This is a genomic window from Bradyrhizobium sp. HKCCYLRH2015 (assembly GCF_051168215.1).
Taxonomy (GTDB): domain Bacteria; phylum Pseudomonadota; class Alphaproteobacteria; order Rhizobiales; family Xanthobacteraceae; genus Bradyrhizobium.
On sequence record NZ_JBNPUO010000011.1, the window covers coordinates 70,874 to 95,557 of the forward strand.

A 24,684-nucleotide genomic window follows, 5' to 3' on the forward strand; every position below is an offset into this window, starting at 1 on the left:
CGCTGCTATCGCATGCTGACGAACTTGCCCCAGAGGCCCGCGAGCAGCGCACCCGTCATCATGTAGTGCGGCTTATCGCAGAACAGGCTGCCGTAGCTGCAGACGTCGGCACCGACCGATCCGAGCTGATGCTGCGCGGCCGCGTAGAACAGCGCGGACAAGGCGGCCAGAACGACTGCGACGACATACATCAAGAAACCTCCTTCCGGCTCAGCCCGATGAGCTGCGAAATGAACTGACGATCGGCGCGCATTTGGGCGCTTGACACGTCGGGCAAATCAGGCGCATTTTGCCAACGTCGAAAAAATCATAGAGCCCGCGCCGATTAGTCGGCAGCGGGCTTTTTATGTTTCAGGAAAGGAAATTCGCGCGGCGGTTATCGAAATCGGAAAACCCGATCGCCGCATTTCGATCAAATTTGACACGTCGGGCAAATCACTGACAAAATGTCAGCATCGAAATTTCCGAAATCGCGGTGGCCGCAGCCCGCCAACAGCGGTGCGCTCCTGTTCGGGGATGCTGGCGCGACTGCTTCCGGATCACCTCATTTTGCCGTTCGGCAGCGTGTGCTCTCATAGTCATCCGGATGTTGACCGTCCCGCGCGAACGGGGTGGTCGCGGGCACGATGATCGTCGTCGTGCCCGCAGCGGTCCCTCACGCGAGGGATAAGGTTCGCGCCCGAAGCGATCGCGTTGGCCGCGATCCGCCGCGCCTTTCTGCTTTCAACCGATCGGGACAGGACGATGACCGTCTATCTGATTTCGCTCGCCCTGGTAGGGCTCGTCGCGATCGCCGCCGGCGATGCGCTGTCGTGACCACGTTCCAAATCCACTTTGCAAGATTCCGGAAGCGACCATGTCGAAGACGATCACTGAAATCCGCTCGATGGCGCGCAGCCACACCAAGACGGCGATCAACACGCTGGTCGGTGTGATGCGCTCGCCCAAGGCGACCCATGCGGCCCGCGTGTCGGCCGCCAATGCCATCCTCGATCGCGGCTGGGGCAAAGCGCCTCAAGCGCTACAGAACGGTGAGGACGGTGCACTGGAGCTGATCCACCGCATCGAGCGGGTCATCGTGCATCCGGATGAGCACGATGAGGAGCAGGTGGATGAGTGATGGCAATTGCTGCGGAACGGAGCGCGGGCACCGAGCATCTTATCGCCCAAAGAGCTTCTCAAGAAAATGGTCATCGCCACATGAGCGCGGCTGTCTAGGGAGCGCCTTTACCGAACATGCTGTCTGAGCGGCGTGGGTCTTGGCGACAACTTGATCTGATCCCTGCACTGTCGCGAGCGCGATGATCCACCGCGCCGAACTGCAGACCGACTGCTGCGAGGCCTACCATTGTCCACCCTCAAGATTCCCACCGCGAAAGTGTTCGAGCCGCTGCTCGCGCCGGCCCGCTACAAGGGCGCGTTCGGCGGGCGCGGCTCAGGCAAGTCGCACTTCTTCGGCGAACTGCTGGTCGAGACCTGCCAGGCCGAGCGGGGTACGCTCGCGGTCTGCATCCGCGAGGCGCAGCGGACGCTGGCGCAATCCTCGAAGCGGCTGATCGAGGGCAAGATCGCAACGCTGGGCCTCGGCCAGGGCTTCCGGCCGTTCAGCGATCGCATCGCGACGCCGGGCGATGGGCTCATCATCTTTCGCGGGATGCAGGATCACACGGCGGAGTCAATCAAGTCGCTGGAGGGATTCCGCATCGCCTGGATCGACGAGGCACAGACCCTGAGCGCGCGCTCGCTGTCGCTGCTGCGGCCGACGATCCGCGCGCCGCGCTCGGAGCTGTGGGCGAGCTGGAATCCGCGCCGCAAGTCGGATGCCGTCGACGACTTCCTGCGCAGCCGCAAGCCGGATGGGGCGGTCGTGGTCAAGGCGAATTGGCGCGACAACCCGTGGCTTCCGGCGGTGCTGGAGGAAGAGCGGCGGCTCGACCTTGCGCTCTATCCGGATCGCTACGAGCACATTTGGGAGGGCGACTACGTGCGCGCGTTCGAAGGAGCCTATTTCGCCGATCTGCTGGCGCAAGCGAAGCGCGACGGGCGGATCGGCAGGGTGGCGGCGGATCCGCTGCTGCCGTTGCGCGCCTTCGTGGATATCGGGGGCGCCGGCGCCACGGCCGACGCCTTCACGATCTGGATCGCGCAGTGGGTCGGCAACGAAATGAGAGCCGATTTCCAGCACCTGCGGCGCTGGCGCAAGAGCGTGGAGCAGGCTCAGAGCTACACGTTCAAGGCCGTCATCACGGTCATCGCGACAGGTCTGATCGGCGCGATCTGGCTCGGCATCAAAGTCGTGCTCGGAAGGTAATGCCGTGCCAGCCAGGACCTTACGGCGAGACCGCCGCTTCCGCATCAGGGAGGTCGACGCTTGCGAGCCTGACGTTCTCGACACCTTGAAGGAGCTCCATGCGCGCACATTCCTCGATTGCGCGCCTCTGCCTGATTTCGAGAGCGGACAATGGTGGATATCGACCGAGCTCGGACGGCCCGTTGCCTTCGCCGGAATGACGCCGTCATCCCTCGGCAAAGGCATCGCCTACCTTTCGAGGGTTGGTGTTCTCCAAGAGCGGTGTGGTTACGGCCTGCAGCGGCGGCTGATGCGTACGATCGAGCTGCGCGCGCGCCGCTCGGGACTGGATTGCATCGTTTCGGACACGACCTGCAACATCGTCTCCGCGAACAATTTCATTCGGTGCGGATATGTGTTGTTCCAATCGGGCCGGCCCTGGGCCTGGGGGAACTCGCTTTATTGGCGCAAGATGATCCGGCGGTGAGCTGTCGACCGACGCCTTATGCAGATTGCATTGCGCTGCAGCAGGACTAGGCCGGCTCGACAGCTCCGACCCGGGCTTTTTTTGCGGCCGCCGTTGAGCTAACCATGCGTTGTCGGACGTTGGAAGGCAAGCCGCGCCCGGCAGTGAATGGAAGATCGCTTCAGACGATCAAAGCCGCGGGAAGGACTCTGGGATGCCGGCCGAGGTCATCCTGCCAGAGCGTGCGCCACGGTCGCCTGACGCGCCGACCGCGCTGGCTGGTCTGCTGGTGATCGACTTCACACGTGTCGTCGCAGGGCCCGCGTGCACACAGACGCTGGCCGATTTCGGCGCCGAGGTGATCAAGATCGAGCAGCCGCTCACGGGGGACGATACCCGGGCATACGAGCACGCCGAGCTCGGCGGAGAGAGCGCTGCGTTCCTCAGCCTCAATCGGAACAAGCGCGGCATGGTGTTGGATCTCACGATCCCGCAGGCCAGAGACGTCGCGCGTGCGCTGATCGCCAAGGCCGACATCGTCGTGGAGAATTTCTCGTCGTCCGTCATGGAGAAGTTCGGGCTGGACTATCAGGCATTGTCCAGCACCAATCCCGGGCTGATCTATTGCTCGATCTCGGCTTACGGACGCTCCGGTCCATTCGCGTGGCGATCAGGGTTCGATCCGATCACCCAGGCCGAAAGCGGGTTCATGTCCCTCAACGGTTTCGCCGACGGTCCGCCGGTGCGGACCGGTCCTCCGATCGTTGATCTGGCCACCGGCATGTCCGCCTGCAATGCCATCCTGTTGGCACTTGCCGCCCGGCAGCGGCTCGGTCGCGGGCAGCACGTCGAGGTGGCGCTGTTTGACATCGCGTTGGCGATGACAGGCTTCTCCGGAATGGCGTATTTGATGAATGGCGTGAACCCCACGCGAACGGGAAATTCGCCGAACGACTCTCCGACGGTCGGCGTCTTTGAAGCGTCAGATGGCCCGCTCTACATCGCATGTGCCAACGATCGGCTCTACCGCCGGCTGTCGACTGAGGTGCTTGGTCGTCCGGATCTCCTGAGCGATCCTCGCTTTGCCACGCGAAGGGCGAGATGGGTCAACCGTGCGCAACTGCGCGGCCTCATCGCCGACATCCTTGCCACGGAACGGATGGATGTCTGGATATCCCGGATGAACCAAGCTGGAGTTCCGGTTGGACGCGTTCGAACGGTCGAGCAGGCGTTCAACGCGGCCGAGGTCCGGATGCGCGACCGCACCTGTCGTATTCCGCACCCGACAGCAGGCTCGATACCCAACGTCGAGCCTGCAATCACCATGAAGCTCACACCAACCGTCGAGCCGACGGCGGCGCCGCGGCTCGGTGAGCATACGGCCGCAATCCTGCGCCACAGGCTTGGGTACACCGAGCAGGAGATCGAAGCCCTGCGTCGGGTAGGGACGTTCGGACGCAATAATCCGGGAGCCTGAGGGCATCGTCACTGTTGCCGGACACGGAGGAGCGGCAGCGTCCTCAGCAGCCATCAGCCGGCTTTGGCCATTTCATCGTCTTCCGGTGAGTTCAGATACATGCCCGACATGGTGTCGACCCAGCACAGATGATCATGCACCTTCTTGACGCCAGAGATGTTCTCGGTGGCAACGATTGCCGCCTGCCGCGACCGCTCCTCGGTAATGACGCCGCTCAGATGAACGATGCCGTCCTTAACGATGACGGACAATCCGAACGGGCACCAGTCGTTCTTCTCGAGGGCGTCGATCACACGGTTGCGGATGTGATCGTCGTCGGCCGTTGGATCCGGAACCTGCCGCCCGAGCGCGGCGACCGCTTGCAGCAGGTTCGCCCGTGACACGATGCCGATCACTCGGTCTCCCTTGACCACGGGCAACCGTTTCACGTGGTTCTTTTCCATCAGTTCCACGATCTCAGCCAGCGCGGCGTCCTCGGTGATCGTCAAGGGAGACTTGGTCATCACCTCTGACACTTTGCGACCATGCTCGTGGACGAAGTCGGCCGCCGACTTTCCGGGCCCGAGAATGAATCGCAGCCAGCGGCCGCGCTTTCGCCCGGTGCCGATCTCCGTTCGGCGGATGAAATCGCCTTCCGAGACGACGCCCACCAGCTTTCCGCCGGGATCGACCACTGGAAGGCCGCTGACGTGCCGTTGAAGCATGATATTTGCCGCATCCACGATGGAAGTGTCAGGGGTGACGGTGATGACGGGGCGGGTCATGATCTGATGGGCGCGCATGGCGAACTCCAATGTCAAAAGCTAAGAAAAAGTAACCCGCTGCCACGGTCTTGAATTGACGCAGGTCAAAGCAGGTGCCGCCGCCGTCATTGACGCAGCTCAAGGTCTTGGCTTTGAATTGCAGCTATACGGCCTTCTAATCCAGCGAGAGGAGAGGTGCCCATGTCCGAGTTCTCCGGGACCAAGATCCTGGCCGACGAAACGGCCGAACTGTCCGAACGTGTCGCTCTCTCCAACAAGCACGCACTTGAGCTGCTCGTTGGCTCCCAGCAGATCATCATGGAGGAGATTCTGTTTGCCAGCAACGAAGTGCTGGATCGCGCGCGTACGGAGACGCATCTGCTGGCCGAGTTCGTGTCGAAGCTGGCCGGCGTGCATTCCGTGACGGGAATCCAGGCGATGGTTCAGGAATGTGGACGGCATCAGATTGATTTCGTCAGGCGTGATTGCGATCGACTTTTCAAACACGGGCAGCGCCTGATTGATGCCAGCGTGAATCTTATGGGGCAACGGTGGCGAAACTGAAGAGTGCGGGTGTGTCGCGTCCCGAACGGGAACGCGAAGGAACGACCGACAACGACCGAAGCAGTGCCGTTGTCTCTGCAGGGACCTCTTTGAAGCCGGCTGCTGCGCTCGCCGCATCCGACGCAAAGCTGCTCTCCCGCGAAGCCGACGCGAACTCCGGGGAGCTTCGGCGCGAGGATCACGAGCTGGACAAGGCCTTCAGCGCGATGCTGGCTCGGCTCACCGGCGGAATTTCCCCGGCCGCTCTATCAATGGCGTATCTGGATTGGGCTTGTCATCTGGCCGCAGCACCTCAGCGCCAGATCGAAATCGTTCGAGATGCCTGGTACGGCGCAAAGCAGGTCGCTGAACGGTCCCTGCATTTTGCAGACCCGAATCGTGGTCCTTGGGACCTGATCAAACCGCAGGCGAACGATCATCGCTTTTCCACGCCGCAATGGGCGACGTACCCGTTCAACTTGTTCGCCCAGGCGTTCCTGCTCGGGGAAGATTGGTGGCACAAGGCGACGACCGGCATTCGTGGTGTCGACCCCGCCAACGAAGCCGTCGTCGACTTTTCAATTCGTCAACTGCTCGACATCTTCGCACCATCGAACTTTGCCGCGACCAACCCGGAAGTCTTGGAAAAGACGTTTCAAAGCGGTGGCGAGAACCTGATCTTCGGCTGGCAGAACTGGCTCGCCGATATCATGCAGGTAATGCAGCCCGGAAAGATATCGAGCAATGGTGAGTTCGTCGCCGGCAAGACCGTCGCGACCGCACCGGGCAAGGTTGTGCTTCGCAATCAGTTGATTGAGCTGATTCAATACCTGCCGACGACCGAGAAGGTGCGACCAGAGCCGGTCCTGATCGTACCGGCTTGGATCATGAAATATTACATCCTGGATCTATCGCCGCACAATTCGCTGGTCCGATACCTGACCGACCAAGGCTTTACGGTTTTCATGATCTCCTGGCGAAACCCCGGCGCGGAAGACCGGGATCTTGCGTTTGACGACTACCGCTCGCTGGGCGTCATGGCGGCCCTGGAGATGATCGGAACGATCATTCCGAATACGCCGGTTCATGCCGCAGGCTATTGTCTCGGCGGAACGCTTCTTTCGATCACGGCGGCGGCCATGGCACGGGACGGTGACCAGCGTCTGAAGACGATCACGCTGTTTGCGGCGCAGACCGATTTCACCGAAGCGGGAGAGCTGACGCTCTTCATCAATGAAAGCCAGGTCGCCTTTCTCGAAGACATGATGTGGGAGCGTGGATATCTCGACACCACGCAGATGGCGGGCGCATTTCAATTGCTGCGCTCCAACGATCTGATCTGGTCGCGTGTCTCGCGCGACTATCTTCTCGGTGAGCGCGCGAATCCGAGCGACTTGATGGCATGGAACGCAGATGCGACGCGGCTGCCGTATCGGATGCACTCCGAGTATCTGCGCAAGCTGTTCCTGAACAACGATCTCGCCGAGGGGCGATATCGGGTCGAGGGGAAACCCGTTTCGCTCTCGGACATCCACACGCCGATGTTCGTGGTCGGGACCCTGCGTGATCACGTTGCGCCCTGGAAGTCGACTTACAAGGTCCACTACGAAGTTGATGCCGACGTCACTTTCGTGCTTGCGAGCGGCGGCCACAATGCCGGCATCGTGGCGCCGCCGGGCGAGCAGGGGCGCTCCCATCAGATGCGGACCAAGGCAGCCGACGCGCCATATCTCGGGCCGGACGAGTGGCAGAGCACCTCGCCAAAACTGGAGGGGTCATGGTGGCCGGCGTGGACGGCGTGGCTTGGACAGCAGTCGGGTGCACCGGGCGCGCCGCCGCAACTCGGGGCAGATCGTTCAAATGATCTCGGAGACGCGCCGGGCGACTACGTGCACACGTAGTCGCCGCTTGTGGCGGTCAGGCAGCGTTATTCCACCGGACTCAGGTGCCGATCCGGAGCAATGATCGGCTTCGTTCCAGTGTCGTCTCGGCCGTGCCCGACGCATCCACCCGGAGCCAATCCAGGGCGCCGATGTCGTAGCGTTCCTGATCTTCGGCAATTCCAACCGTTGCATCGGACGCATCGTCGACTCGATGGTGGATCCGCTCCTGCCGGCTGCGCAAATCTGCGACGAGGAAGAGGCCGGCAAAGGGCACCTTCAGCCGGTTCGCGAGATCATGGATCGCCTGTCGTTCATCCGAACGTGCAAACACGGCGTCGACGATCACCGTGAAGCCTTGTGAGAGCACGCGGCCGGCCTGCGTCGTCAACTCTCGATAGACCTGTGCACTCGATGCCGGCGTATAGGCCGCAGCTGGGAGGCGTTCGGTTTCCTTCACGCCGGATAGTTGCTTGCGCAGCACGTCGCTGCGCAACACGATTGCTCCCGGTGGAGGAGCCAAGAGGGGAGCCAGAGCCCGGGCGAGCGCAGATTTTCCCGTTCCCGATAATCCGCCGACGGCGACCACCCTCGGCTCCGCCGGCCGAATGAGGCTGCGCGCAAGTTGGAAGTAGCTCTCTGCGATCCCGATGGTCGCAGAGCGGTCTGCCTCCGAGTGTTCGGCATCACTGCGGTCGAGCCTTGCAAGAAAGACTTGCGCACGGATAGCGGCCCGGATCGCCATGAACAGAGGCAGAGCAGCCAATCCACCGGTCTGGTCGGGCGCAGCGATCGAGAGGTAGCGATTCAAGAGATGGTTGGCGGCGATCGACTGCCCGAAGTGCAAGAGGTCCATCAATGGAAACGCGAGATCGTAGAGGACGTCGATCGTGGCTATCCGGTCGTCGAACTCGATGGCGTCAAACAGCACCGGCTTGTCGTCGATGAGAACGATATTTGCGAGATGGAGGTCGCCGTGGCAGCGCTTCACGTGCCCCTCTTTTGCGCGTTGCTCGAGCAGGGGACAGAGCCGTGTGAAGGCCGAGTGGCAAAGAGCGCGGAGTTCTTCGATCTGCGTAGCGTCAAATAGTGGGACGTTTCGAAAGCTGGCGACGAACGCGTCGATCCAGACTGGAAGCGACTGCGTCCACGCGTTGGACGGCATCCGGGTGGCCACGGCATGCGACGCCGCGATCGTCTCCGCCAGACGTTCGCCCAAGCCGATCTCCAATTGCTGGTGGCGAGCGAGGTGATCGAGTGTCCGGCTGTCATCGAAGCGACGCATCTCGACGGCATATTCGACAGGAGTGCCGGATCCATCGACTTCGAATGATCCGTCTGGCGCCTTGGTGATGGCGATGACACGCCGATAGATGTCTGGAGCAAACGGGTGATTCATCTCCATTTCCTTCGCGCACGCTGCCTTGCGCCGATCGAGCGTCGAATAGTCCAGAAATGGCAGCCGAACGGCGCGCTTGATCTTCAGAGCGCGGTCGCCGATCAGAAACACTGAAGCCGCGTGCGTGTCGATCCGGCGGACACCTGGATGTCGGGTGGTATTGCCCAAGAAGGAGAAGACCAGTTCCTGATCGGATGGTGATGCCATGGGCGGGGTTACCACATTCACTTCAAAAGTCCGGGATAAGCACCGCCGCGCCGACGACGTCACCCCGCCTCAGGCGGGCCAGAACGTCATTTGCGTCGGACAGCGGATAGGGCGTCGTATGGGTCCGTATCTGAGCCTGCTGCGCGACCTGCAGGAAATCGAGACCGTCCTGTCGCGTCAGGTTGGCGACGGACACCACTTGGCGTTCTCCCCAGAGAAGAGAATAGGGAAACGTCGGAATGTCGCTCATATGGATACCTGCGCAGACCACCCGGCCCCCCTTCCGAACAGCCCGCAGAGCGGCCGGAACAAGCTCGCCCGCTGCCGCGTAGATGATGGCCGCGTCCAGAGCGACATCGGGACGCTGGCCTGCCGCTCCGGCCCATGTGGCGCCAAGTTGGCGAGCCAGATCCTGCGCAGCCTCGTCGTGCTCGCGGGTGAACGCATAGATCTGGCGCCCCTGCCAGCGGGCCACCTGGGCAACGATGTGACCGGCCGCCCCGAATCCGTAGATGCCAAGCCTCTCGGCTTTCCCTGCCATGACCAGGGATCGCCAGCCGATCAAGCCGGCGCACAACAGCGGTGCGGTGGCGACGTCATCCTCCAGACCATCGAGCGGGAATGCATAAATTGCGTCGACGACGGTGTGGGTCGCATAGCCGCCATCGCGCGTATAGCCGGTAAACGTCGGCTGGTCGCAGAGATTTTCCATACCACGTGCGCAGAACGTGCAATGGCCGCATGTATGCCCCAGCCATGGAATTCCGACGCGTTCGCCCAGTCTGTGCGTCGTCACACCAGGACCAATCTGATCGACGTGACCGACGATCTCGTGTCCGGGGATGATCGGATACCGGATGTCGGGAAGCTCACCGTCGCACACATGCAGGTCAGTGCGACACACGCCGCATGCCCTGATCTTGACGCGGATCTCACCGGGACCGGGATTGGGGTCCGCGAGTGTCTCGGGCTGCAGAGGCGCTCCAGGCTTTCGCAGAACCATCGCTCGCATCGGAGATGCCTCCCGGACGACTTTGCAGGGCATTAAGATAATAATCAGCCCGGCGATCGTTTGATACTCATCAAGGACTTGGTCCGAATATTGCGGCCTACCGAGCAGAGCCGGCAGGCGCAGTCAGGGAACGGAGCGGTTGCATCTGTCACTATGCTGGGATGATAAGTCGCGCTAGACCGGCTGCGGATTGAAACTAAGATCAATCGCCGGGATTCACCCGCCTTTCACCAACTGATGTTGGACGTGCAAATGTCGACCTACCGATTGCGGAACCTGCTTTTGCCACGCTCCATCGCTCTGATCGGAGGAAGTCCGCGACCGAACTCGGTAGGGAAGGCCATTCTCGACAATATCGTCAAGGCGCGGTTCGAGGGCAAGCTTGGCCTTGTCAATTCTCGCTATCGGGAAATATCCAATATCGCAGCCGTTGGCAGCCTCGCCGAACTGGCGTTCGTGCCGGAACTGGTTGTGATCACGACGCCGCCCCCCTCGATCCCGGATCTCATTGAGCGCGCAGGGGCGTTGGGAACGGCAGGGGCTCTGATCATTACCTCGGGTCTCGGGCACGGTGAGGGGTCGCTCGCCGATCAGGCCGAGAAGGCGGCGCAGAAATACGGCATGCGTCTCATTGGGCCGAACTGTCTCGGCATCATGATGCCGACCATCAAGCTCAATGCGAGCTTTTCGGCGCACATGCCGGTTGCAGGGAGCCTGGCGCTCATCTCCCAGTCCGGCGCTATTGCGGCGGGGATGGTAGATTGGGCTGCTCAGCGCGGTGTTGGGTTTTCTGGAATCGTCTCGATCGGCGATCAGTTGGACGTCGACCTCGCAGATCTTCTGGACCACTTCGCGTTGGACGGTGGGACCCGCGCGATCCTGCTCTACATCGAAGCCGTCAAGGACGCGCGAAAGTTCATGTCCGCGGCGCGAGCGGCGGCGAGGGTCAAGCCGGTTGTGGTCGTGAAGTCGGGCCGCGGTGCCGTCGGTGCGCAAGCTGCGGCGACGCATACGGGCGCGCTGGCGGGAGCGGATGCCGTCTACGATGCGGCTTTTCGCCGGGCCGGCGTTCTGCGGGTCTCCGATCTGCGCGAGTTGTTCGACTGCGCCGAAACGCTGGGGCGGGTGGAGTCGCCTATGGGGAAGAGGCTAGCCATTCTCACGAATGGCGGCGGGATCGGCGTGCTGGCGGTGGATCGACTGGTCGAGCTCGGAGGCGTGCCTGCCGCACTTTCGCCGGTCGTCCACGACAAACTTGACGCCATCCTGCCGCCGACCTGGTCCGGATCCAACCCGGTCGACATCGTCGGCGATGCCGATGCCGCACGCTACACGCTCGCGCTCGAAGCGCTGCTCGCCGATCAAGCCAACGATGCAATTCTCGTCATGAACGTTCAGACCGCGATTGCATCCGCGAGCGCCATTGCCACGGCTGTCACCGAGTTCGTCAGTACCTATCGAAAGCAGCACCGGCGCTGGGCAAAGCCGGTTCTGGCGGCATGGGTCGGTGCGGAGCAGCCGGTCATCGAGACCTTGAGCGGGGCAGGAATTCCAAACTACCCGACCGAGGATGATGCCGTTCGCGGCTTCATGCATCTCGTTCGTCATCGGGAGGTGGTCGAATCGCTCGCCGCTGTCCCGCCGGCCATGCCGAGCTCTTTTGCGCCCGACGTCGAGGCCGCCCGCAGAATCGTAGCGACAGCCCTCGCCGACGGGCGGGCCTGGCTCGATCCGGTCGAGATCAGCCACCTGCTGGAGGCCTACGATATTGCGATGGTGCCGACGTTCGCTGCGTCCGCGGTCGACGAGGCGGTCGGGTATGCGGAACAGTTGTTCGCTCAAGGCACAACTGTCGTTCTCAAGATTCTGTCGAGAGATATCATTCACAAATCCGACGTCGGCGGTGTCGTGCTCAATCTCACCACGGCCGAGGCCGTGCGTAACGCGGCGAACGAGATCATGGCCCGCGCGAAGGCCCTTCGGCCCGACGCACGGATTTCCGGCGTGATCGTGCAAGCCATGATCGTCCGCGCCAAGGCGCGGGAGCTGATCATGGGCATTGCCGACGATCCGATCTTCGGAACCGTGATCGTGTTCGGCAGGGGCGGTACCGCCGTCGAGATCATCAACGACAAGGCGCTCGGTCTGCCTCCGCTCGATCTCCATCTGGCGCGAAACCTCATCGAGCGGACGCGCGTCTCACGATTGCTGCGCGCTTATCGTGATGTCCCCGCGGTCAAGCCCGATGCAGTCGCACTGGTGCTGGTCAAGCTTGCGCAGCTTGCAGCAGACGTTCCCGAGATTCGCGAACTCGATATCAATCCGCTGCTCGCCGACGAGAGCGGCGTCATGGCCGTCGATGCGCGCGTCGCCGTCGGCAGGGTTCCGCCGAAATTCAAAGGCTCTGGTCCGTCGAATTTCGCCGTTCGGCCCTATCCGAGCCAATGGGAACGGCATCTCCAGGTCAAGGACGGCTGGCGGATCCTTGCGCGGCCGATCCGACCCGAGGATGAGCCAACCATTCATGAGTTCCTCAAGCATGTCACTCCGGAAGACCTGCGTCTTCGATTCTTTGCCCCCATGAAGGAGTTCACGCACGAGTTCATCGCGCGCCTGACGCAGCTCGACTATGCGCGCGCGATGGCTTTTGTGGCGCTCGATGAAGCGACAAACGAACTGGTCGGCGTCGTGAGGATTCACTCCGACTCGGTTTACGAGAGCGGGGAGTACGCAATCCTGTTGCGGTCGGATCTCAAGGGACGCGGACTCGGCTGGGCATTGATGCAGCTGATCATCGAATATGCCAAGTCGGAGGGCCTGAAGATGATCTCCGGTGACGTCCTGCAGGAGAATGTCGTCATGCTGGAGATGTGTAGGAACCTCGGTTTCGAGGTCAGAACCGATCCAACCGAGCGCGACCTTTGCAATGTCAAACTCAGGCTCTAAGCTTAGGTGTTTGGTGTCCTCTCACCGGATCCATCGGTTCAGGTCGGATGGTGGTCGTCATTGGACGGTGGCCTCGCCGCCTCGCCTTCGGAGGCGCCATGCGAGCGGAGAGTTCTGATGATCATCGTCGCAATGGGAACGATGAGCAGCGGAATGAGGCTGTTGATCGGATGGTTGACCACGCTCGATATCCGGGACTGCAAAGCTCGTGCTTCCAACTGCAGCGAGTCCATCGCCGAGGAGTGAATCTCGTTGGCTAGTTCGAGTTCCCGGCCGGACGGTGCACGGGATGCGATGATCAGGAGGATCGCCGCAATCGCGATATTGCAGGCTCCGAGTGCTGCGGCTGCCACGACCGCAGAGGTGATCTGGACCAACGCAAGATAGGCCGCCAGCTCGAACATCAGGAGGCCAAAGACGGCGATCAGCGCCGCAAAGGCCCGGAGGCCGAGTCCGACGAGCAGATGCCGGAGCCTGATGTCGGCAATGACCCGGTCCGTCCGCCAGAGAAGGCGCAAATGTTTAACGACATTTTCGGTATCCACTTAAGTTCTCCGCAGCAGGAGGCCAACCGCGAGCCCGAAGGCGAAGGCCGAAGCTGTCGCCGCGATCGGACGATCCCTGATCATCCGCTCCACCTGAACGTCGGTCTCACTTAGACGCATGTCTAGCCCCTCGATCGCTGCAGCGAGCATTCCGGCAGCTGGTTGCGCGTCCGGGTTGTCACGCGGCGCACCCGCGCCCCGCAACAGCTGGCTTAGCTCGCGCGTCAGGCTCTCCAACTCGGTCCGGAGCGTCGTCGGGTCGATGGCCATGTTTTGTCCTCGGGTCAAAATCACTGTAGAACGTAGCTCGGCACGATGCTTGATTTCGCTCAACCCGTTGCGCTGACGGGATTGACGCAGATCAAGCGAGGCAGATCGGCGCGATTTAGGAACGGGTGTGCCTCGGCACGCCGACTGAGGGAGACATCCAATTGCGTGCTCATCCGGGACTGACCGCCGCGACGACGGAGGATGTGCTCGAGCTTCGTCCGAGCGGATCATGGGTGTCCCTGAACGTGGCAGAGCTCGAGAGCTTGACCAGCTCTGTCGGCAACAGCATCAACAGCGCGACTGCGGTGAAGCTTGATCTTGGAGCCGTCAGCGAAATCGATACCGTGGGTGCTTGGTTGCTTGAGAAGCTCGGCCGCCGGGCTGCTGTTGGCGGTCGGCGGGTCGAGACGACCGGGGTGGCAGAAAACTACATCGGCCTCGTCGAGGAGGTCCGGCAGGTCAATCGACGAGCCGTCGCGCCGGCACCGAGACTGAACCCGATCCTTGCCAAACTCACCGACCTCGGTCGTTCGAGTCTGGGGGCCGCCCAGGATATCAAGGTGTTTCTGGACATGTTGGCCGCGCTGTTCTTTGCGCTGCTGCGGACGCTGCGCCGGCCGCGATCTCTGCGCGTGACCTCCCTCGTCTATCAGATGTACCGCATCGGATGGCAGGCCATTCCAATCGTGGTGTTGATCACTTTCCTGATCGGCGCCATCATTGCCCAGCAGGGGATCTTCCATTTTCGACGTTTCGGTGCCGAGTCTTACGTCGTCGACATGGTCGGAATTCTGGTCCTGCGCGAGCTTGGCGTTCTGATCGTCGCGATCATGGTGGCAGGACGGTCGGGAAGCGCCTACACGGCCGAGCTTGGATCGATGAAGATGCGCGAGGAGATCGATGCGCTGGTGACGATGGGACTTGATCCTGTCGAGGTGCTGATCCTGCCCCGTATCGTTGCGTTGATCTTGACCTTGCCAATTCTCGCCTTCATTGGCTCGATGGCTGGCCTGTATGGAGGAGGGCTGGTGGCCCAGCTCTATGGCGGCATGGGACCGGCAATCTTCATCGCCCGGTTACACGATGCCATCTCGGTGACGCACTTCGAAGTGGGAATATTGAAGGCGCCGTTCATGGCCTTGGTGATCGGCATTGTTGCCTGCAGTGAGGGACTTCGTGTGAAAGGTAGTGCCGAATCGCTGGGGCAACAGACTACGACATCCGTGGTGAAATCCATTTTCCTGGTCATCGTGCTCGATGGTCTTTTCGCCGTGTTCTTTGCGTCCATTGGAATGTAGCAATGGATGATCTTGGCGTGTCCAGCGCGATCCGCGTGACCGATCTCGTTGTCGGGTTTGGCCGGCAGCTCGTTCTGAACGATCTTTCGCTCGACGTTCGTCGCGGTGAGATTCTCGGGTTGGTAGGCGCGTCAGGCGGCGGAAAATCCGTCCTGATGCGGACGATCATCGGGCTCATTCCTCGGCGCAGCGGGTCTATCGAGGTCATGGGGACAACCCTTGGGAGCGCCGAGGAGCGGACGACGCAGGCGGCAGCGAAGCGCTGGGGAATTCTGTTCCAGCAGGGAGCTCTGTTCTCGTCACTGACGGTCAAGCAGAACGTTCAGTTTCCGCTGCGCGAGAGCCTGCAGATGTCGCAGGAGTTGATGGATGAGATCGCGATAGCCAAGCTCGAAATGGTCGGCCTTCGCGCAGAGGACGGTGATAAATTCCCAGCCGAGCTATCCGGTGGCATGACGAAGCGCGCGGCGCTGGCGCGCGCCCTCGCTCTCGATCCGGCGATCGTATTTCTTGACGAGCCGACCTCCGGCCTCGATCCGATTTCCGCCGGCGACTTCGATGCCCTGATCAAGACGCTCCAGCTGACGTTGGGATTGACGGTGTTTATGGTGACCCATGACCTCGCCAGCCTCAACACGGTCTGCGACCGTGTCGCTGCGTTGGCCGATGGCAGGATCGTGGCGATTGGTCCTATGAGCGACCTCCTCCGATCAGAACATCCATGGGTCAAAGCCTATTTTCACGGCAAGCGATCCCAGATGCTGCAACCAAAAGCGAGTTGAAAGATGGAAACCCGTGCACCCTTCGCTGTCATCGGCGGCTTCGTGCTGGCGGCCATCGTCGCAATCTTTGGCTTCGTTTACTGGCTCAACAACACCGGAGGACTCGGTCCTCGCACGACCTATCACGTGCAGTTCGAGGGCTCGGTGCCCGGCCTGCTGGTCGGGGCTGCCGTTCTGTTCAATGGAATCCGGGTCGGCGAGGTGACCGAGCTCGGTCTGGCGGCGAACGATCCGCGTCGGGTCAACGCAACGATTTCCGTGGCGTCGACGACTCCCGTGCGCGCCGACACCAAAGTAGGGTTGGAATTTCAGGGGCTGACAGGAGTGCCGGTGATCGCGCTGGAGGGTGGCGCGTCGGCAGGAGCGGCGAGTGCCGTATCGACCTTGATTGCAGAACCGGGCGCCGGACAAAGCATGACGCAGGCCGCCCGGGACGCCCTGCGGCGTGTCGATGCAGTTCTTGCGGAGAATGCAGGGCCGCTCAAAGATACGATCGCCAACCTCAAGACATTCTCAGACGGCCTTGCGCGGAATACCGGCAAGCTCGATGGAATCGTCTCGGGTCTGGAGAAAATGACGGGAGGCGGTGCTCCAGCACAGAAAGTCACCTATGATCTGAGCGCGCCGCGAGAACTGGGGCCGGTCAACAAGACCATCAAGGGGCAGCTTGCGATACCTGAGCCCACGGCCGTGGCGATGCTGCAGACTCAGCGCATGCTATTCACGCCAACAAAGGATTACCCGGGGTTCGGTGATTTCCTGTGGGCTGACAGCATCCCCAAGTTGTTGCAATCACGTCTGATCGATGCCTTCGAGAATTACGATGTGGCCCACGCTCCGCTGCGGACATCCGATCTGGGCCAGCCGGATTTTCAGCTGCTGATCGATGTCCGCCGTTTCCGGATCAATGCCGATACCGCCGCGGTGGAGATCGGCCTGTCGGCTCGCCTCGTCGACAAGAACGGCAAGGCCATCGCGTCTCGGCTGTTTGACGAAAACCAGCCCGTTGCCCGGCTTGATCCTGCTGATGCCGTGTCCGCCTTCGACGAGGCCTTCGGCCGGATTGCCAAATCGATTTTGACCTGGACGATACAGGCGCTCTGAATCGACGGGGCTATTCCAAGCTCTTCAAATACGAGAGCAGATCGTGGATCTGCGGCGGCGCGAGCTGGAATTGGGGCATGGCCGGGTGACCAGTCATGATCCCCTCCGCGAGCGCTTCGCCCAACGATTCGATCGGGTAGCGGAGATGCAGGCTGCGGAACGGAGGGGCCGGTTCGAAGGGACTCTCTCCCGTTCGACCGATGGCGTGACATCGTGCGCAGTGGGCCTTCGCGAAAGCCTGTCCGCGTTGCTCTGCTGTCGACGCTGCGTATGACGGTGTCGCCAACATCGTGGCGGCGAGAAGGTGGCACAGAACAAGCCGCTGCATTCACGATATCCATTGGTGTTGGGAGTGGCGGCCACGATAGGGCCCGGATTGTTGGTTCGTTTGATTTGAATCAATCGGAACTTCGAGCGTCCGTTAGAATGCAACCATTCGCTTTGCGCTTGGCCCACCGGAGCCCTCGTATGAAGACGTCTCTTGTTGCAATCGATTTCCACGGGCAGGCCTGTGCCGATTGTGCCGTGCGGGGATTCAGTGTCTGTGCGTCGCTCGACCAGTTTGAGATGCGCGAATTCGAGCACCTCAGCCGCCGAGCCCATTTTGCGACCTGCGAGACGGTTTTCGCGCAAGAAGATACGTCGTCCTGCTTCTACAATTTATTGGATGGGGTCATGAGGCTCTACAAGCTTCTCCCCGACGGACGCAGGCAGATCGTCGGATTTGCGCTGCCCGGCGACTTCGTCGGCATGACGACGGAGGAACGGCACGGATTTTCGGCTGACGCGATCGGTCCCGTCACCGTCTGCCAGTTCGCGAAGGGACCGTTCGGACGCTTTGCCGAGGACAAGCCGAATCTGCTGCGCCGGATGAACGAACTGGCCGTGCAGGAGCTGAATCAGGCGCGTGATCACATGGTACTTCTCGGACGCCGATCAGCCGAGGAGAAGGTCGCGACGTTCCTCGTTGGCTGGAGGGATCGGCTGGTGGAGCTTCGGGGGGCCTCTAACATGGTACCGTTGCCGATGAGTCGGCAGGATATCGCCGACTATCTCGGGCTCACCATCGAGACCGTCAGTCGAACGTTCACGAAGCTCGAACGGGAGGGCATCATCGCGATCCTGCCCGGGGGCGTCTCGCTTCGGGACTCGGCGCGAGCTGAAGCAATGGCTGCTGCCTGACATCGCGGGCGAAATCCGCATTGCATTGATCTGGATCAAGGACTGTCGCGCAGCCGATAGGGAACTGTGTCTCAAACTCGAACAGGGGGAGAGAGACATGCCGCTGGACGCTATGATGGTCAGCTTTGCAGTTGTGGGGGTTTTTGTCGGGTTCGCTGCGGTCCTGCTTTGGGCTGATTCACAGACAAGGCATCGGGTGTGAGGGACAGGCTGCCCTTGGGCTGCGGCATCTTGCGCTCAGAAGAGTAGCGCTGCCGGTCCGACGGGGCGGCTGGACGACTCTCACGCGTTGCACAATGTATGCAGGGCCCGTCCCGGCGGCGTAAACGCCTCCGGCGTCGATTGGCACATGGCTTCGCCGTTGAGCGTTCGCCGCATTTTCCTGGACAATCCGCCGATCTGCCGTATTCCGAGATGCAATGAAATCGAGGATCGGTGGTCGCAAGTCCGAGGGATCGTTTTTGCTGGTGGCTGTAGGCGTGTCCATAGTCCCCTGACATCCGCGGGGCCTTGGCCACCAGCTTTGGACATTTCCCTTGGGCGGCGGTATTCGGACGCCTGGGAGATGCGGTGTGACTGAGGAAAAGCGGGCGAGCGTCCGACCTACCAATAACGGCAAACTGTCGGTGCTGCGTCAGCATCCGATTTTTCGTGAGCTCGAGGCTGATGCGGTCGATCAGCTCTGCCGCTACGCCAAGCCGACATCGCTCAAGCGCGGTGCAACCATCTTCTCAAAAGGCGATCCTGGCTCGAGCTTATATGCCGTGATCAGTGGCACCGTCAAAATCAGTGTCTCGTCGCCCGACGGCCGCAATGCCATCCTGAACCTGATCAGCGCGGGTGAGATATTCGGCGAGGTCGCCGTGCTCGACGGACGAGAACGCACAGCCGATGCAACGGCCAACACGAATTGCGAGATACTGGTCATCGATCGGCGCGAATTCCTGCCGTTCGTGAAGAGCCAACCGGTGCTGGCAATGAAATTCATCGAGCTGCTTTGCGATCGGCTGCGCTGGACCAGCGACCAGGTCGAGCAGGTCATCCTTCAGGATCTTCCTCGCCGCCTTGCCAGTGCACTGCTCGGCCTGACCGACAAGCGCAAGCTGGATGCCGCGAGCCGCACCATTGCCATCACTCAGCAGGAGATCAGCGAAATGGTCGGCATGACGCGGGAGAGCATCAACAAGCAATTGCGTGCGTGGGCCGCGCGGGACTGGGTCCGCCTCGAGCACGGGGCGATCGTTCTTCTGAATCCCGAGCCGCTACGCGGATTGGCAGAGACCGGTCAAGACGAGGACGAGTAGGGGCCGAGAAGCATTTTCCGGCGTCCTGCTGAACCGATGATGGCCGCATCCGGCCAGCGATCGATCGTGATCTTGACCGCATCCTTGGCTGGAACCTGCCGGCTGTGGGGATGGTCTTCGCGATAGGCGAACACGGTACAGAGCAGGATCCGCGAGAAGCCGAGCAGCAGTCCCGGGAATATACCCGCCATGAGCAGCGCGCTGATCGAGAACGCCCCACCGGTCGCGAGCGAGTACAGGACGGCGTTGTGGCTTGGTGGCGCCAGTACAACAGGACGGCCATCGGTTCGGGCCAGAAGGTCGCGCTGTTCAGGACGTAGGCGCGTGAAGACCGCCCAAAGGATGAGGGCTGAGATCAGCACGAGCGCCGTCACGCCCGCGATGACGCAGGCGAGATGCAGCGCATCCATCGCCGGAGATGGAGTCCGGCCATCGTAAGCCTCCCGATCGTCCGAACCGAGCGCGCGGTCTACGCGATGTCCTGAATGCGCTTAATCAGTTCTTGGTGCTTCGGACCGTATTTGTCCCAGACCGGCTTTACGGCCTTCTGGAACGGCGCCTTGTCGGCGATTTCGACGATTTCGGAGCCGGCGGCCCTGGCCTTCTCCATCGCTTCCCGCTCGTAGACCTTCCAGAGTTCGCGTTCCTCCATCTGTGCTTCGCGTGCGAACTTCTTGATCAAGGTCTGGTCGTCGGTCGACAGGTTCGCCCAGGCGCGCTTCGAGAACGCGAGGACTTCTGGAATGACGAGATGCTGGGTGAGCGAATAGTACTTCGCGGCCGTGTAGTGATTGCTGAAGACGTAGCTCGGTAGATTGTTCTCGGCCCCGTCGATCACGCCGGTCTGCAGCGCGCTGAAGACCTGATCGTACCCCATCGCGACGCCGTTGCCGCCGAGCGCGTTCATCATGTCGATGAAGATGGGATTGCCGATCACGCGAATCTTCAGCCCCTTCACGTCCTGCACCGTCCTGATGGGCTTCTTGGTATTGTAGATGCTGCGCGCACCCGAATTCATCCAGCAGAGTGCGACGAGATTTGCGCTGGCATTGGCGCTGACGCGGTCCAGAAGGTCCTGACCGATCGGACCGTCCATCATCTTTTCCGAATGTTCGATGCTCTTGAACAGGAAGGGCATGTTGACGACGTTGACGTCATCGACGATCGGGCCGAGCGCGCCGGCGCTGACCCGCAGCATCTGGATCGCCCCGATCTGGGTCTGCTCGATGGTCTCTTTCTCGCCGCCGAGCTGAGCGGACGGATACATCTGGATCGACAGCCTGCCGCTGGTGGCCGCCGCAAGCTTCTTGCCGAGGTTTTCTGTTGCTGCAACCGTCGGATACCCCGGCGGCTGAACGTCGGATGCCTTGAACACCGCCTTCGATTGCGCAAGGGCGGCCGAGATCGGCGGCAGCGTTGCAACGCCCGCAAAGCCCACGCTCAGTCTGATGAAATCGCGTCTTTTCATGGCGTCTCTCCGCCGAAGTGATCGTGTCGCCGCAAGGTTCGATGCGATCATCTCGCTAGCTTGGTTGATCGAAATACTCTGGATTCTTGGTCTGAATTTCAGAGATGTCGTCGAGCAGGCGTTCCAGATGACTCGCCATGGCAGCCCGGGCACGATCCGGATCGCGCCGTTCGATGGCCTGAAGGATTGGTTCGTGCTCTGCGATCACTTCGGCCATCCGTCCGATCTGCGGCAAGGTCAGGCGGCGATAGCGGTCGACGTGAACCTTGACCTGAACGATCAGCTTCCAGATACCGGGATAGCCGGCGACCTCGGCGATGCCAGCGTGAAACATCTCGTCGGCCTGGTGGAAGGCTTCGCGATCCTTTGCGGCGCAGGCCTCGCGCTGACGTTCGAGGGTCGCATGCAGGTTGAGCAACTGGCTCGATGTTGCATGCTCGGCCGCCAGCCGTGCGGTGGTCTCTTCGAGAGACTTTCGGATGATGATGGTCTCGGGGAGTGCTGCGACCGGAATGCGCGAGACGAAGATGCCGGACTGCGGAAAGATCTCGACCAGCCCTTCGTCCGAGAGCTTCAGAATGGCCTCGCGGACCGGTGTCCTGCTGACGCCATAGGCCGTCGCGATCTGCGCTTCCGAAATCGGTTCGCCCGGCAGGCGCACGAGCGACACGAGTTCCGACCTGAGATCGGTGTAGATGCGTGACGCTGCTGTCGCGCCGCGGGGTCGACCATTGCGGCGCATGCGGGCCACCACGGGCCGTGGCGCTGCGGCCAATTTCCTCGGGGGGCGACCGGACATTTTCGTTTCCTCAACTGATATATTAATATATGAAAATCGCTTTGCAATCGAAATTGCCGTCAGCTGAGGGCTCGTGATGGTGCGCTGCGATGTAGACCGTCGCAGGCAGCAAACACGAGCGCGCAACAAAGCCTATCGTCTTTTCTTGCCGTCTTCATCTCGCCCCTAACGGCGGATCAGCCGTCGTCGGCGGCGACTTGTCCGCGTCCAGAACCAGATCTGCGGTGATGCAGACACGTACGAATCTTGTTCATGCGAATGCCTCGCGAATGCTCTCGGCGGATGCATTCTTTGATGCTACCAATCGGGCATGAACCAGCAGACCCGCGTCGATATCCGCCATTCCACCTGCCCGCACGATTGTCCGTCCGCCTGCGCGCTCGACGTCGAAGTGCTCGATCGGAAGACGATCGGCCGCGTTCGCGGCTCGAAACGGCAGACCTATACGGCTGGCGTGGTTTGCGCCAAGGTCGCGAGATATGCCGAGCGGATTCATCATCCTGAAAGGCTGATGCATCCGATGCGTCGCGTCGGTCCGAAAGGATCAGGGCATTTTGCACGCATCTCCTGGGACGAGGCATTGGACGAGATCGCGGAGCGGTTTCTCCAGGCGGAGCGGGATTTTGGCGCTCAGTCGGTATGGCCGTATTATTACGCGGGCACGATGGGTCTCGTGATGCGCGACGGCCTCAATCGTCTCACCCATGTGAAGAAGTATTCGCGATTCTACTCGACGATCTGCGCCAATGTCGCGCGTATCGGCTTTGCCATCGGCACCGGGAAGATCGCCGGCGTCGATCCGCGGGAAATGGCGCTCTCGGACCTGGTCGTGATCTGGGGCACGAACCCGGTGAACACGCAGGTCAATGTCATGACTCATGCCGCGCGCGCCCGAAAAGAGCGGGGCGCCAAGATCGCCGCGATCGATGTCTACGACAATGAGACGATGAAGCAGGCCGACATCAAGATCATCCTGCGCCCGGGCACCGACGGCGCCTTTGCCTGCGGCGTGATGCACGTGCTGTTTCGCGACGGCTTTGCCGACCGCGCCTATATGGAGAAGTACACGGACTGCCCTGCGGAACTCGAAGCGCATCTGCAGACGCGGACGCCGCAATGGGCATCGCAAATCTCTGGCGTTCCCGTGGCCGAGATCGAGGCGTTCGCCCGTCTGGTCGGAGAGACGAAGCGCACCTTCTTCCGGCTGGGTTACGGCTTCACCCGTAGCAGGAACGGTGCCACGCAGATGCATGCGGCATCCTGCATTCCCGCGGTGACGGGCGCCTGGCAGTACGAAGGAGGCGGGGCCTTCTTCAACAACGCCGCGCTTTGGCACTTCGATGAGTCGATCATCGAGGGCCATGACGCCGTGGATCATTCCACCCGCTTCCTCGATCAGTCCCAGATCGGGCGCATCCTGACGGGAGACGCGGTGGCCCTCTGTGGAGGCCCGCCAGTCAAGGCGATGCTGATCCAGAACACCAACCCGATGACGGTGGCGCCCGAGCAGGAGCTGGTTCGCAACGGATTTGCGCGCGAAGACCTTTTCGTCGCCGTCCACGAGCAGTTCATGACCGAGACGGCGCAGATGGCGGACATCGTGCTGCCCGCCACGATGTTCATGGAGCATGACGATCTCTATTACGGCGGCGGCCATCAGCACATCTCGGTCGGACCGAAGCTGATTGATCCACCGGGTGAGTGCCGCTCCAACCACGAGGTGCTGCAAGGCCTGGCGCGGCGGCTGCGGGCTGTGCATCCGGGCTTCGAGATGTCGCCGCGCGAGCTGATCGATGCGACGTTGAAGAAGAGCGGCCATGGCGATATCGCCGGGCTCGAGGCCGATGTCTGGCGTGACCTTCAGCCGGACTTCCGCACGTCGCACTATCTCGACGGCTTCGCGCACAGGGACGGCAAATTCCACTTCAAGGCCGACTGGGCTCATCCGCCATTCGGACGCGTCATGGGCAATCCGGAGCGCATGCCGTCATTGCCCGACCATTGGGCGGTGACCGAAGAGGTCGATCAGCAGCATCCGTTCCGGCTTGCAACCAGTCCCGCACGCTCGTTCCTCAACACCTCCTTCAACGAGACGCCATCGTCGCAGGCGCGGGAAGGGGCCCCCTCCGTCATGATCCATCCGCTGGATGCAGCCCCGCTCGGCATCGTCGACGGCGACATCGTCACGCTCGGCAATGAGCGCGGACAGACCTCGCTTGCGGCCCGGCTGTTCGACGGAGTCCGGCGCGGAGTGTTGATCGCCGAATCGATCCATCCCAATCGCGCCCATGTCGGGGGACGCGGCATCAACGTGCTCACCGCCGCCGACACCGTCGCCCCGATCGGGGGCGCGGCCTTCCACGACAACAAGGTCTGGCTGCGCAAATCGGCAGGCTGACCCACTGGGGCAAGCCGAGTTATCGAAAATCCCTTCTGATTCGAGGGCCTTATTCGCCCCTCACCCCGAGAGGCGGGGCTCGCAGGATCATTTTACCCTTCTTGACGTTTCACATTCTCTTCTTGAGCGCCGCTCAAAAGCGCGATATATATTTTGAGCGTTGCTCAAAATATGGAGAAGTCTCATGCAGGTTCTCGACTCTCGCGCTCCCCATTTTTTTTCGACCAATGCGCCGACAGGACTGAACGGTCTCGCGCGGTTCGCGTCTCACCTTTTGACGGCGCGCGTCGAGCGGATCGCAAATGCTTGTGATGTTGCCGGTCTGCTGGCTGCGCGGCGAACGAGGCGGCTGGCGGGACAACGTCTGTTTCGTGCCGCCGGGCGCGAAGGGCACCGGCTGCGCCGTGGCGGCCTGTTCGGCTGCTTCCACTACCTGAGCGAACTGACCTGACCTCGTCTCAAATCCCGATCTGATGCGCAACGAAGCGGTCACCATGTCCTCGCGTCCCACCCCCTCCGTCCCGTTGCCATCGGTCTGGATAAGCCTTTTGCACACGACCTTCGCGCTATT

24 protein-coding genes and 1 pseudogene are annotated in these 24,684 nt (G+C 61.6%); 15 read left to right on the forward strand and 10 right to left on the reverse strand.

All coding sequences use genetic code 11. The features are described from left to right. Positions 1 to 5: 5 nt before the first annotated feature. Positions 6 to 191, reverse strand: a complete 186-nt coding sequence (locus tag ACQR1H_RS27070) for a hypothetical protein (RefSeq protein ID WP_315803600.1) — start codon at positions 189 to 191, stop codon at positions 6 to 8. A 502-nt stretch (positions 192 to 693) separates the two neighbouring features. Between ACQR1H_RS27070 and ACQR1H_RS27075 the strand changes: the two genes are divergently transcribed. From ACQR1H_RS27075 to ACQR1H_RS27095, 5 genes and pseudogenes are all read left to right on the forward strand, one after another. Beyond that, positions 694 to 816, forward strand: coding sequence for a hypothetical protein (locus tag ACQR1H_RS27075; RefSeq protein WP_434908457.1), 123 nt, complete (start codon positions 694 to 696; stop codon positions 814 to 816). Between the two features lie 40 nt (positions 817 to 856). Beyond that, complete coding sequence (locus ACQR1H_RS27080) at positions 857 to 1,120, forward strand: hypothetical protein (RefSeq protein WP_316216954.1); 264 nt, start codon at positions 857 to 859, stop codon at positions 1,118 to 1,120. A 258-nt stretch (positions 1,121 to 1,378) separates the two neighbouring features. Then, positions 1,379 to 1,903, forward strand: a pseudogene (locus ACQR1H_RS27085) (phage terminase large subunit); the annotation flags it as partial. Positions 1,904 to 2,315: 412 nt separating this feature from the next. Next, on the forward strand, positions 2,316 to 2,777 hold the full coding sequence (locus ACQR1H_RS27090) for a GNAT family N-acetyltransferase (protein WP_434908458.1): 462 nt from the start codon (positions 2,316 to 2,318) through the stop codon (positions 2,775 to 2,777). 193 nt (positions 2,778 to 2,970) lie between these two features. Next, entirely contained in the window at positions 2,971 to 4,233 is a 1,263-nt protein-coding gene (locus tag ACQR1H_RS27095; protein WP_434895925.1) for a CaiB/BaiF CoA transferase family protein, read from the forward strand. A 53-nt stretch (positions 4,234 to 4,286) separates the two neighbouring features. On the opposite strand, the gene ACQR1H_RS27100 is transcribed toward ACQR1H_RS27095, so the two are convergent. Beyond that, positions 4,287 to 5,015 carry a CBS domain-containing protein gene (locus ACQR1H_RS27100; RefSeq protein ID WP_315753506.1) on the reverse strand — a complete coding sequence of 243 codons (729 nt, stop codon included), beginning with the start codon at positions 5,013 to 5,015 and terminating at the stop codon, positions 4,287 to 4,289. A 162-nt stretch (positions 5,016 to 5,177) separates the two neighbouring features. Between ACQR1H_RS27100 and ACQR1H_RS27105 the strand changes: the two genes are divergently transcribed. Both ACQR1H_RS27105 and ACQR1H_RS27110 read left to right on the forward strand, forming a co-directional pair. Then, positions 5,178 to 5,540 (forward strand): hypothetical protein, encoded by a 363-nt coding sequence (locus ACQR1H_RS27105; RefSeq protein WP_315803596.1) that lies wholly within the window; start codon positions 5,178 to 5,180, stop codon positions 5,538 to 5,540. A 206-nt stretch (positions 5,541 to 5,746) separates the two neighbouring features. Further along, positions 5,747 to 7,420, forward strand: a complete 1,674-nt coding sequence (locus tag ACQR1H_RS27110) for a PHA/PHB synthase family protein (RefSeq protein ID WP_434880468.1) — start codon at positions 5,747 to 5,749, stop codon at positions 7,418 to 7,420. 40 nt (positions 7,421 to 7,460) lie between these two features. Here ACQR1H_RS27110 and ACQR1H_RS27115 read toward each other — a convergent pair whose 3' ends face one another. Continuing rightward, positions 7,461 to 9,005, reverse strand: coding sequence for an AAA family ATPase (locus ACQR1H_RS27115; protein ID WP_434908459.1), 1,545 nt, complete (start codon positions 9,003 to 9,005; stop codon positions 7,461 to 7,463). A 22-nt stretch (positions 9,006 to 9,027) separates the two neighbouring features. Next, complete coding sequence (locus ACQR1H_RS27120; RefSeq protein WP_434908460.1) at positions 9,028 to 10,017, reverse strand: zinc-dependent alcohol dehydrogenase family protein; 990 nt, start codon at positions 10,015 to 10,017, stop codon at positions 9,028 to 9,030. Between the two features lie 252 nt (positions 10,018 to 10,269). Between ACQR1H_RS27120 and ACQR1H_RS27125 the strand changes: the two genes are divergently transcribed. Continuing rightward, positions 10,270 to 12,963, forward strand: coding sequence for a bifunctional acetate--CoA ligase family protein/GNAT family N-acetyltransferase (locus ACQR1H_RS27125; RefSeq protein WP_434908461.1), 2,694 nt, complete (start codon positions 10,270 to 10,272; stop codon positions 12,961 to 12,963). A 38-nt stretch (positions 12,964 to 13,001) separates the two neighbouring features. On the opposite strand, the gene ACQR1H_RS27130 is transcribed toward ACQR1H_RS27125, so the two are convergent. Next, on the reverse strand, positions 13,002 to 13,508 hold the full coding sequence (locus ACQR1H_RS27130; protein WP_434872603.1) for a phage holin family protein: 507 nt from the start codon (positions 13,506 to 13,508) through the stop codon (positions 13,002 to 13,004). After that, positions 13,509 to 13,778, reverse strand: coding sequence for a hypothetical protein (locus tag ACQR1H_RS27135; protein ID WP_315803591.1), 270 nt, complete (start codon positions 13,776 to 13,778; stop codon positions 13,509 to 13,511). Between the two features lie 161 nt (positions 13,779 to 13,939). On the opposite strand from ACQR1H_RS27135, the gene ACQR1H_RS27140 reads away from it, so the two are divergent. Genes ACQR1H_RS27140 through ACQR1H_RS27150 form a run of 3 tightly spaced genes read left to right on the forward strand, consistent with a single transcriptional unit; the run spans position 13,940 to position 16,962 of the window. Beyond that, positions 13,940 to 15,076, forward strand: coding sequence for an MlaE family ABC transporter permease (locus ACQR1H_RS27140; protein ID WP_315803590.1), 1,137 nt, complete (start codon positions 13,940 to 13,942; stop codon positions 15,074 to 15,076). 2 nt (positions 15,077 to 15,078) lie between these two features. Then, the gene (locus ACQR1H_RS27145) at positions 15,079 to 15,858 is read left to right on the forward strand and encodes an ABC transporter ATP-binding protein (RefSeq protein ID WP_315803589.1); all 780 of its coding nucleotides are present in this window, start codon (positions 15,079 to 15,081) and stop codon (positions 15,856 to 15,858) included. A gap of 3 nt (positions 15,859 to 15,861) precedes the next feature. Next, positions 15,862 to 16,962: an ABC-type transport auxiliary lipoprotein family protein gene (locus ACQR1H_RS27150; protein WP_316180045.1), complete on the forward strand. Its 1,101-nt coding sequence runs from the start codon at positions 15,862 to 15,864 to the stop codon at positions 16,960 to 16,962. A 10-nt stretch (positions 16,963 to 16,972) separates the two neighbouring features. On the opposite strand, the gene ACQR1H_RS27155 is transcribed toward ACQR1H_RS27150, so the two are convergent. Beyond that, a complete protein-coding gene (locus ACQR1H_RS27155; protein ID WP_315803587.1) occupies positions 16,973 to 17,290 on the reverse strand; it encodes a c-type cytochrome in 318 nt (105 codons plus the stop codon). A 140-nt stretch (positions 17,291 to 17,430) separates the two neighbouring features. On the opposite strand from ACQR1H_RS27155, the gene ACQR1H_RS27160 reads away from it, so the two are divergent. Both ACQR1H_RS27160 and ACQR1H_RS27165 read left to right on the forward strand, forming a co-directional pair. Next, entirely contained in the window at positions 17,431 to 18,144 is a 714-nt protein-coding gene (locus tag ACQR1H_RS27160) for a helix-turn-helix domain-containing protein (RefSeq protein WP_315803586.1), read from the forward strand. 572 nt (positions 18,145 to 18,716) lie between these two features. Beyond that, complete coding sequence (locus ACQR1H_RS27165; protein WP_315803585.1) at positions 18,717 to 19,448, forward strand: Crp/Fnr family transcriptional regulator; 732 nt, start codon at positions 18,717 to 18,719, stop codon at positions 19,446 to 19,448. Here the strand turns inward: ACQR1H_RS27165 and ACQR1H_RS27170 are convergent. The 3 genes from ACQR1H_RS27170 to ACQR1H_RS27180 are packed head-to-tail and all read right to left on the reverse strand — an operon-like array spanning position 19,430 to position 21,658. Further along, a complete protein-coding gene (locus ACQR1H_RS27170) occupies positions 19,430 to 19,858 on the reverse strand; it encodes a TRAP transporter large permease subunit (RefSeq protein WP_316180047.1) in 429 nt (142 codons plus the stop codon). The two genes, ACQR1H_RS27165 and ACQR1H_RS27170, sit on opposite strands and share 19 nt — an antisense overlap. Positions 19,859 to 19,917: 59 nt before the next feature. Continuing rightward, positions 19,918 to 20,916, reverse strand: a complete 999-nt coding sequence (locus tag ACQR1H_RS27175) for a TRAP transporter substrate-binding protein (protein WP_434908462.1) — start codon at positions 20,914 to 20,916, stop codon at positions 19,918 to 19,920. Between the two features lie 55 nt (positions 20,917 to 20,971). Beyond that, positions 20,972 to 21,658 carry a GntR family transcriptional regulator gene (locus tag ACQR1H_RS27180; protein ID WP_409997950.1) on the reverse strand — a complete coding sequence of 229 codons (687 nt, stop codon included), beginning with the start codon at positions 21,656 to 21,658 and terminating at the stop codon, positions 20,972 to 20,974. Between the two features lie 367 nt (positions 21,659 to 22,025). On the opposite strand from ACQR1H_RS27180, the gene ACQR1H_RS27185 reads away from it, so the two are divergent. Both ACQR1H_RS27185 and ACQR1H_RS27190 read left to right on the forward strand, forming a co-directional pair. After that, the gene (locus ACQR1H_RS27185; protein WP_315803581.1) at positions 22,026 to 24,113 is read left to right on the forward strand and encodes a molybdopterin oxidoreductase family protein; all 2,088 of its coding nucleotides are present in this window, start codon (positions 22,026 to 22,028) and stop codon (positions 24,111 to 24,113) included. A gap of 184 nt (positions 24,114 to 24,297) precedes the next feature. Continuing rightward, positions 24,298 to 24,564 carry a hypothetical protein gene (locus ACQR1H_RS27190; protein WP_315803580.1) on the forward strand — a complete coding sequence of 89 codons (267 nt, stop codon included), beginning with the start codon at positions 24,298 to 24,300 and terminating at the stop codon, positions 24,562 to 24,564. Positions 24,565 to 24,684 lie beyond the last annotated feature (120 nt).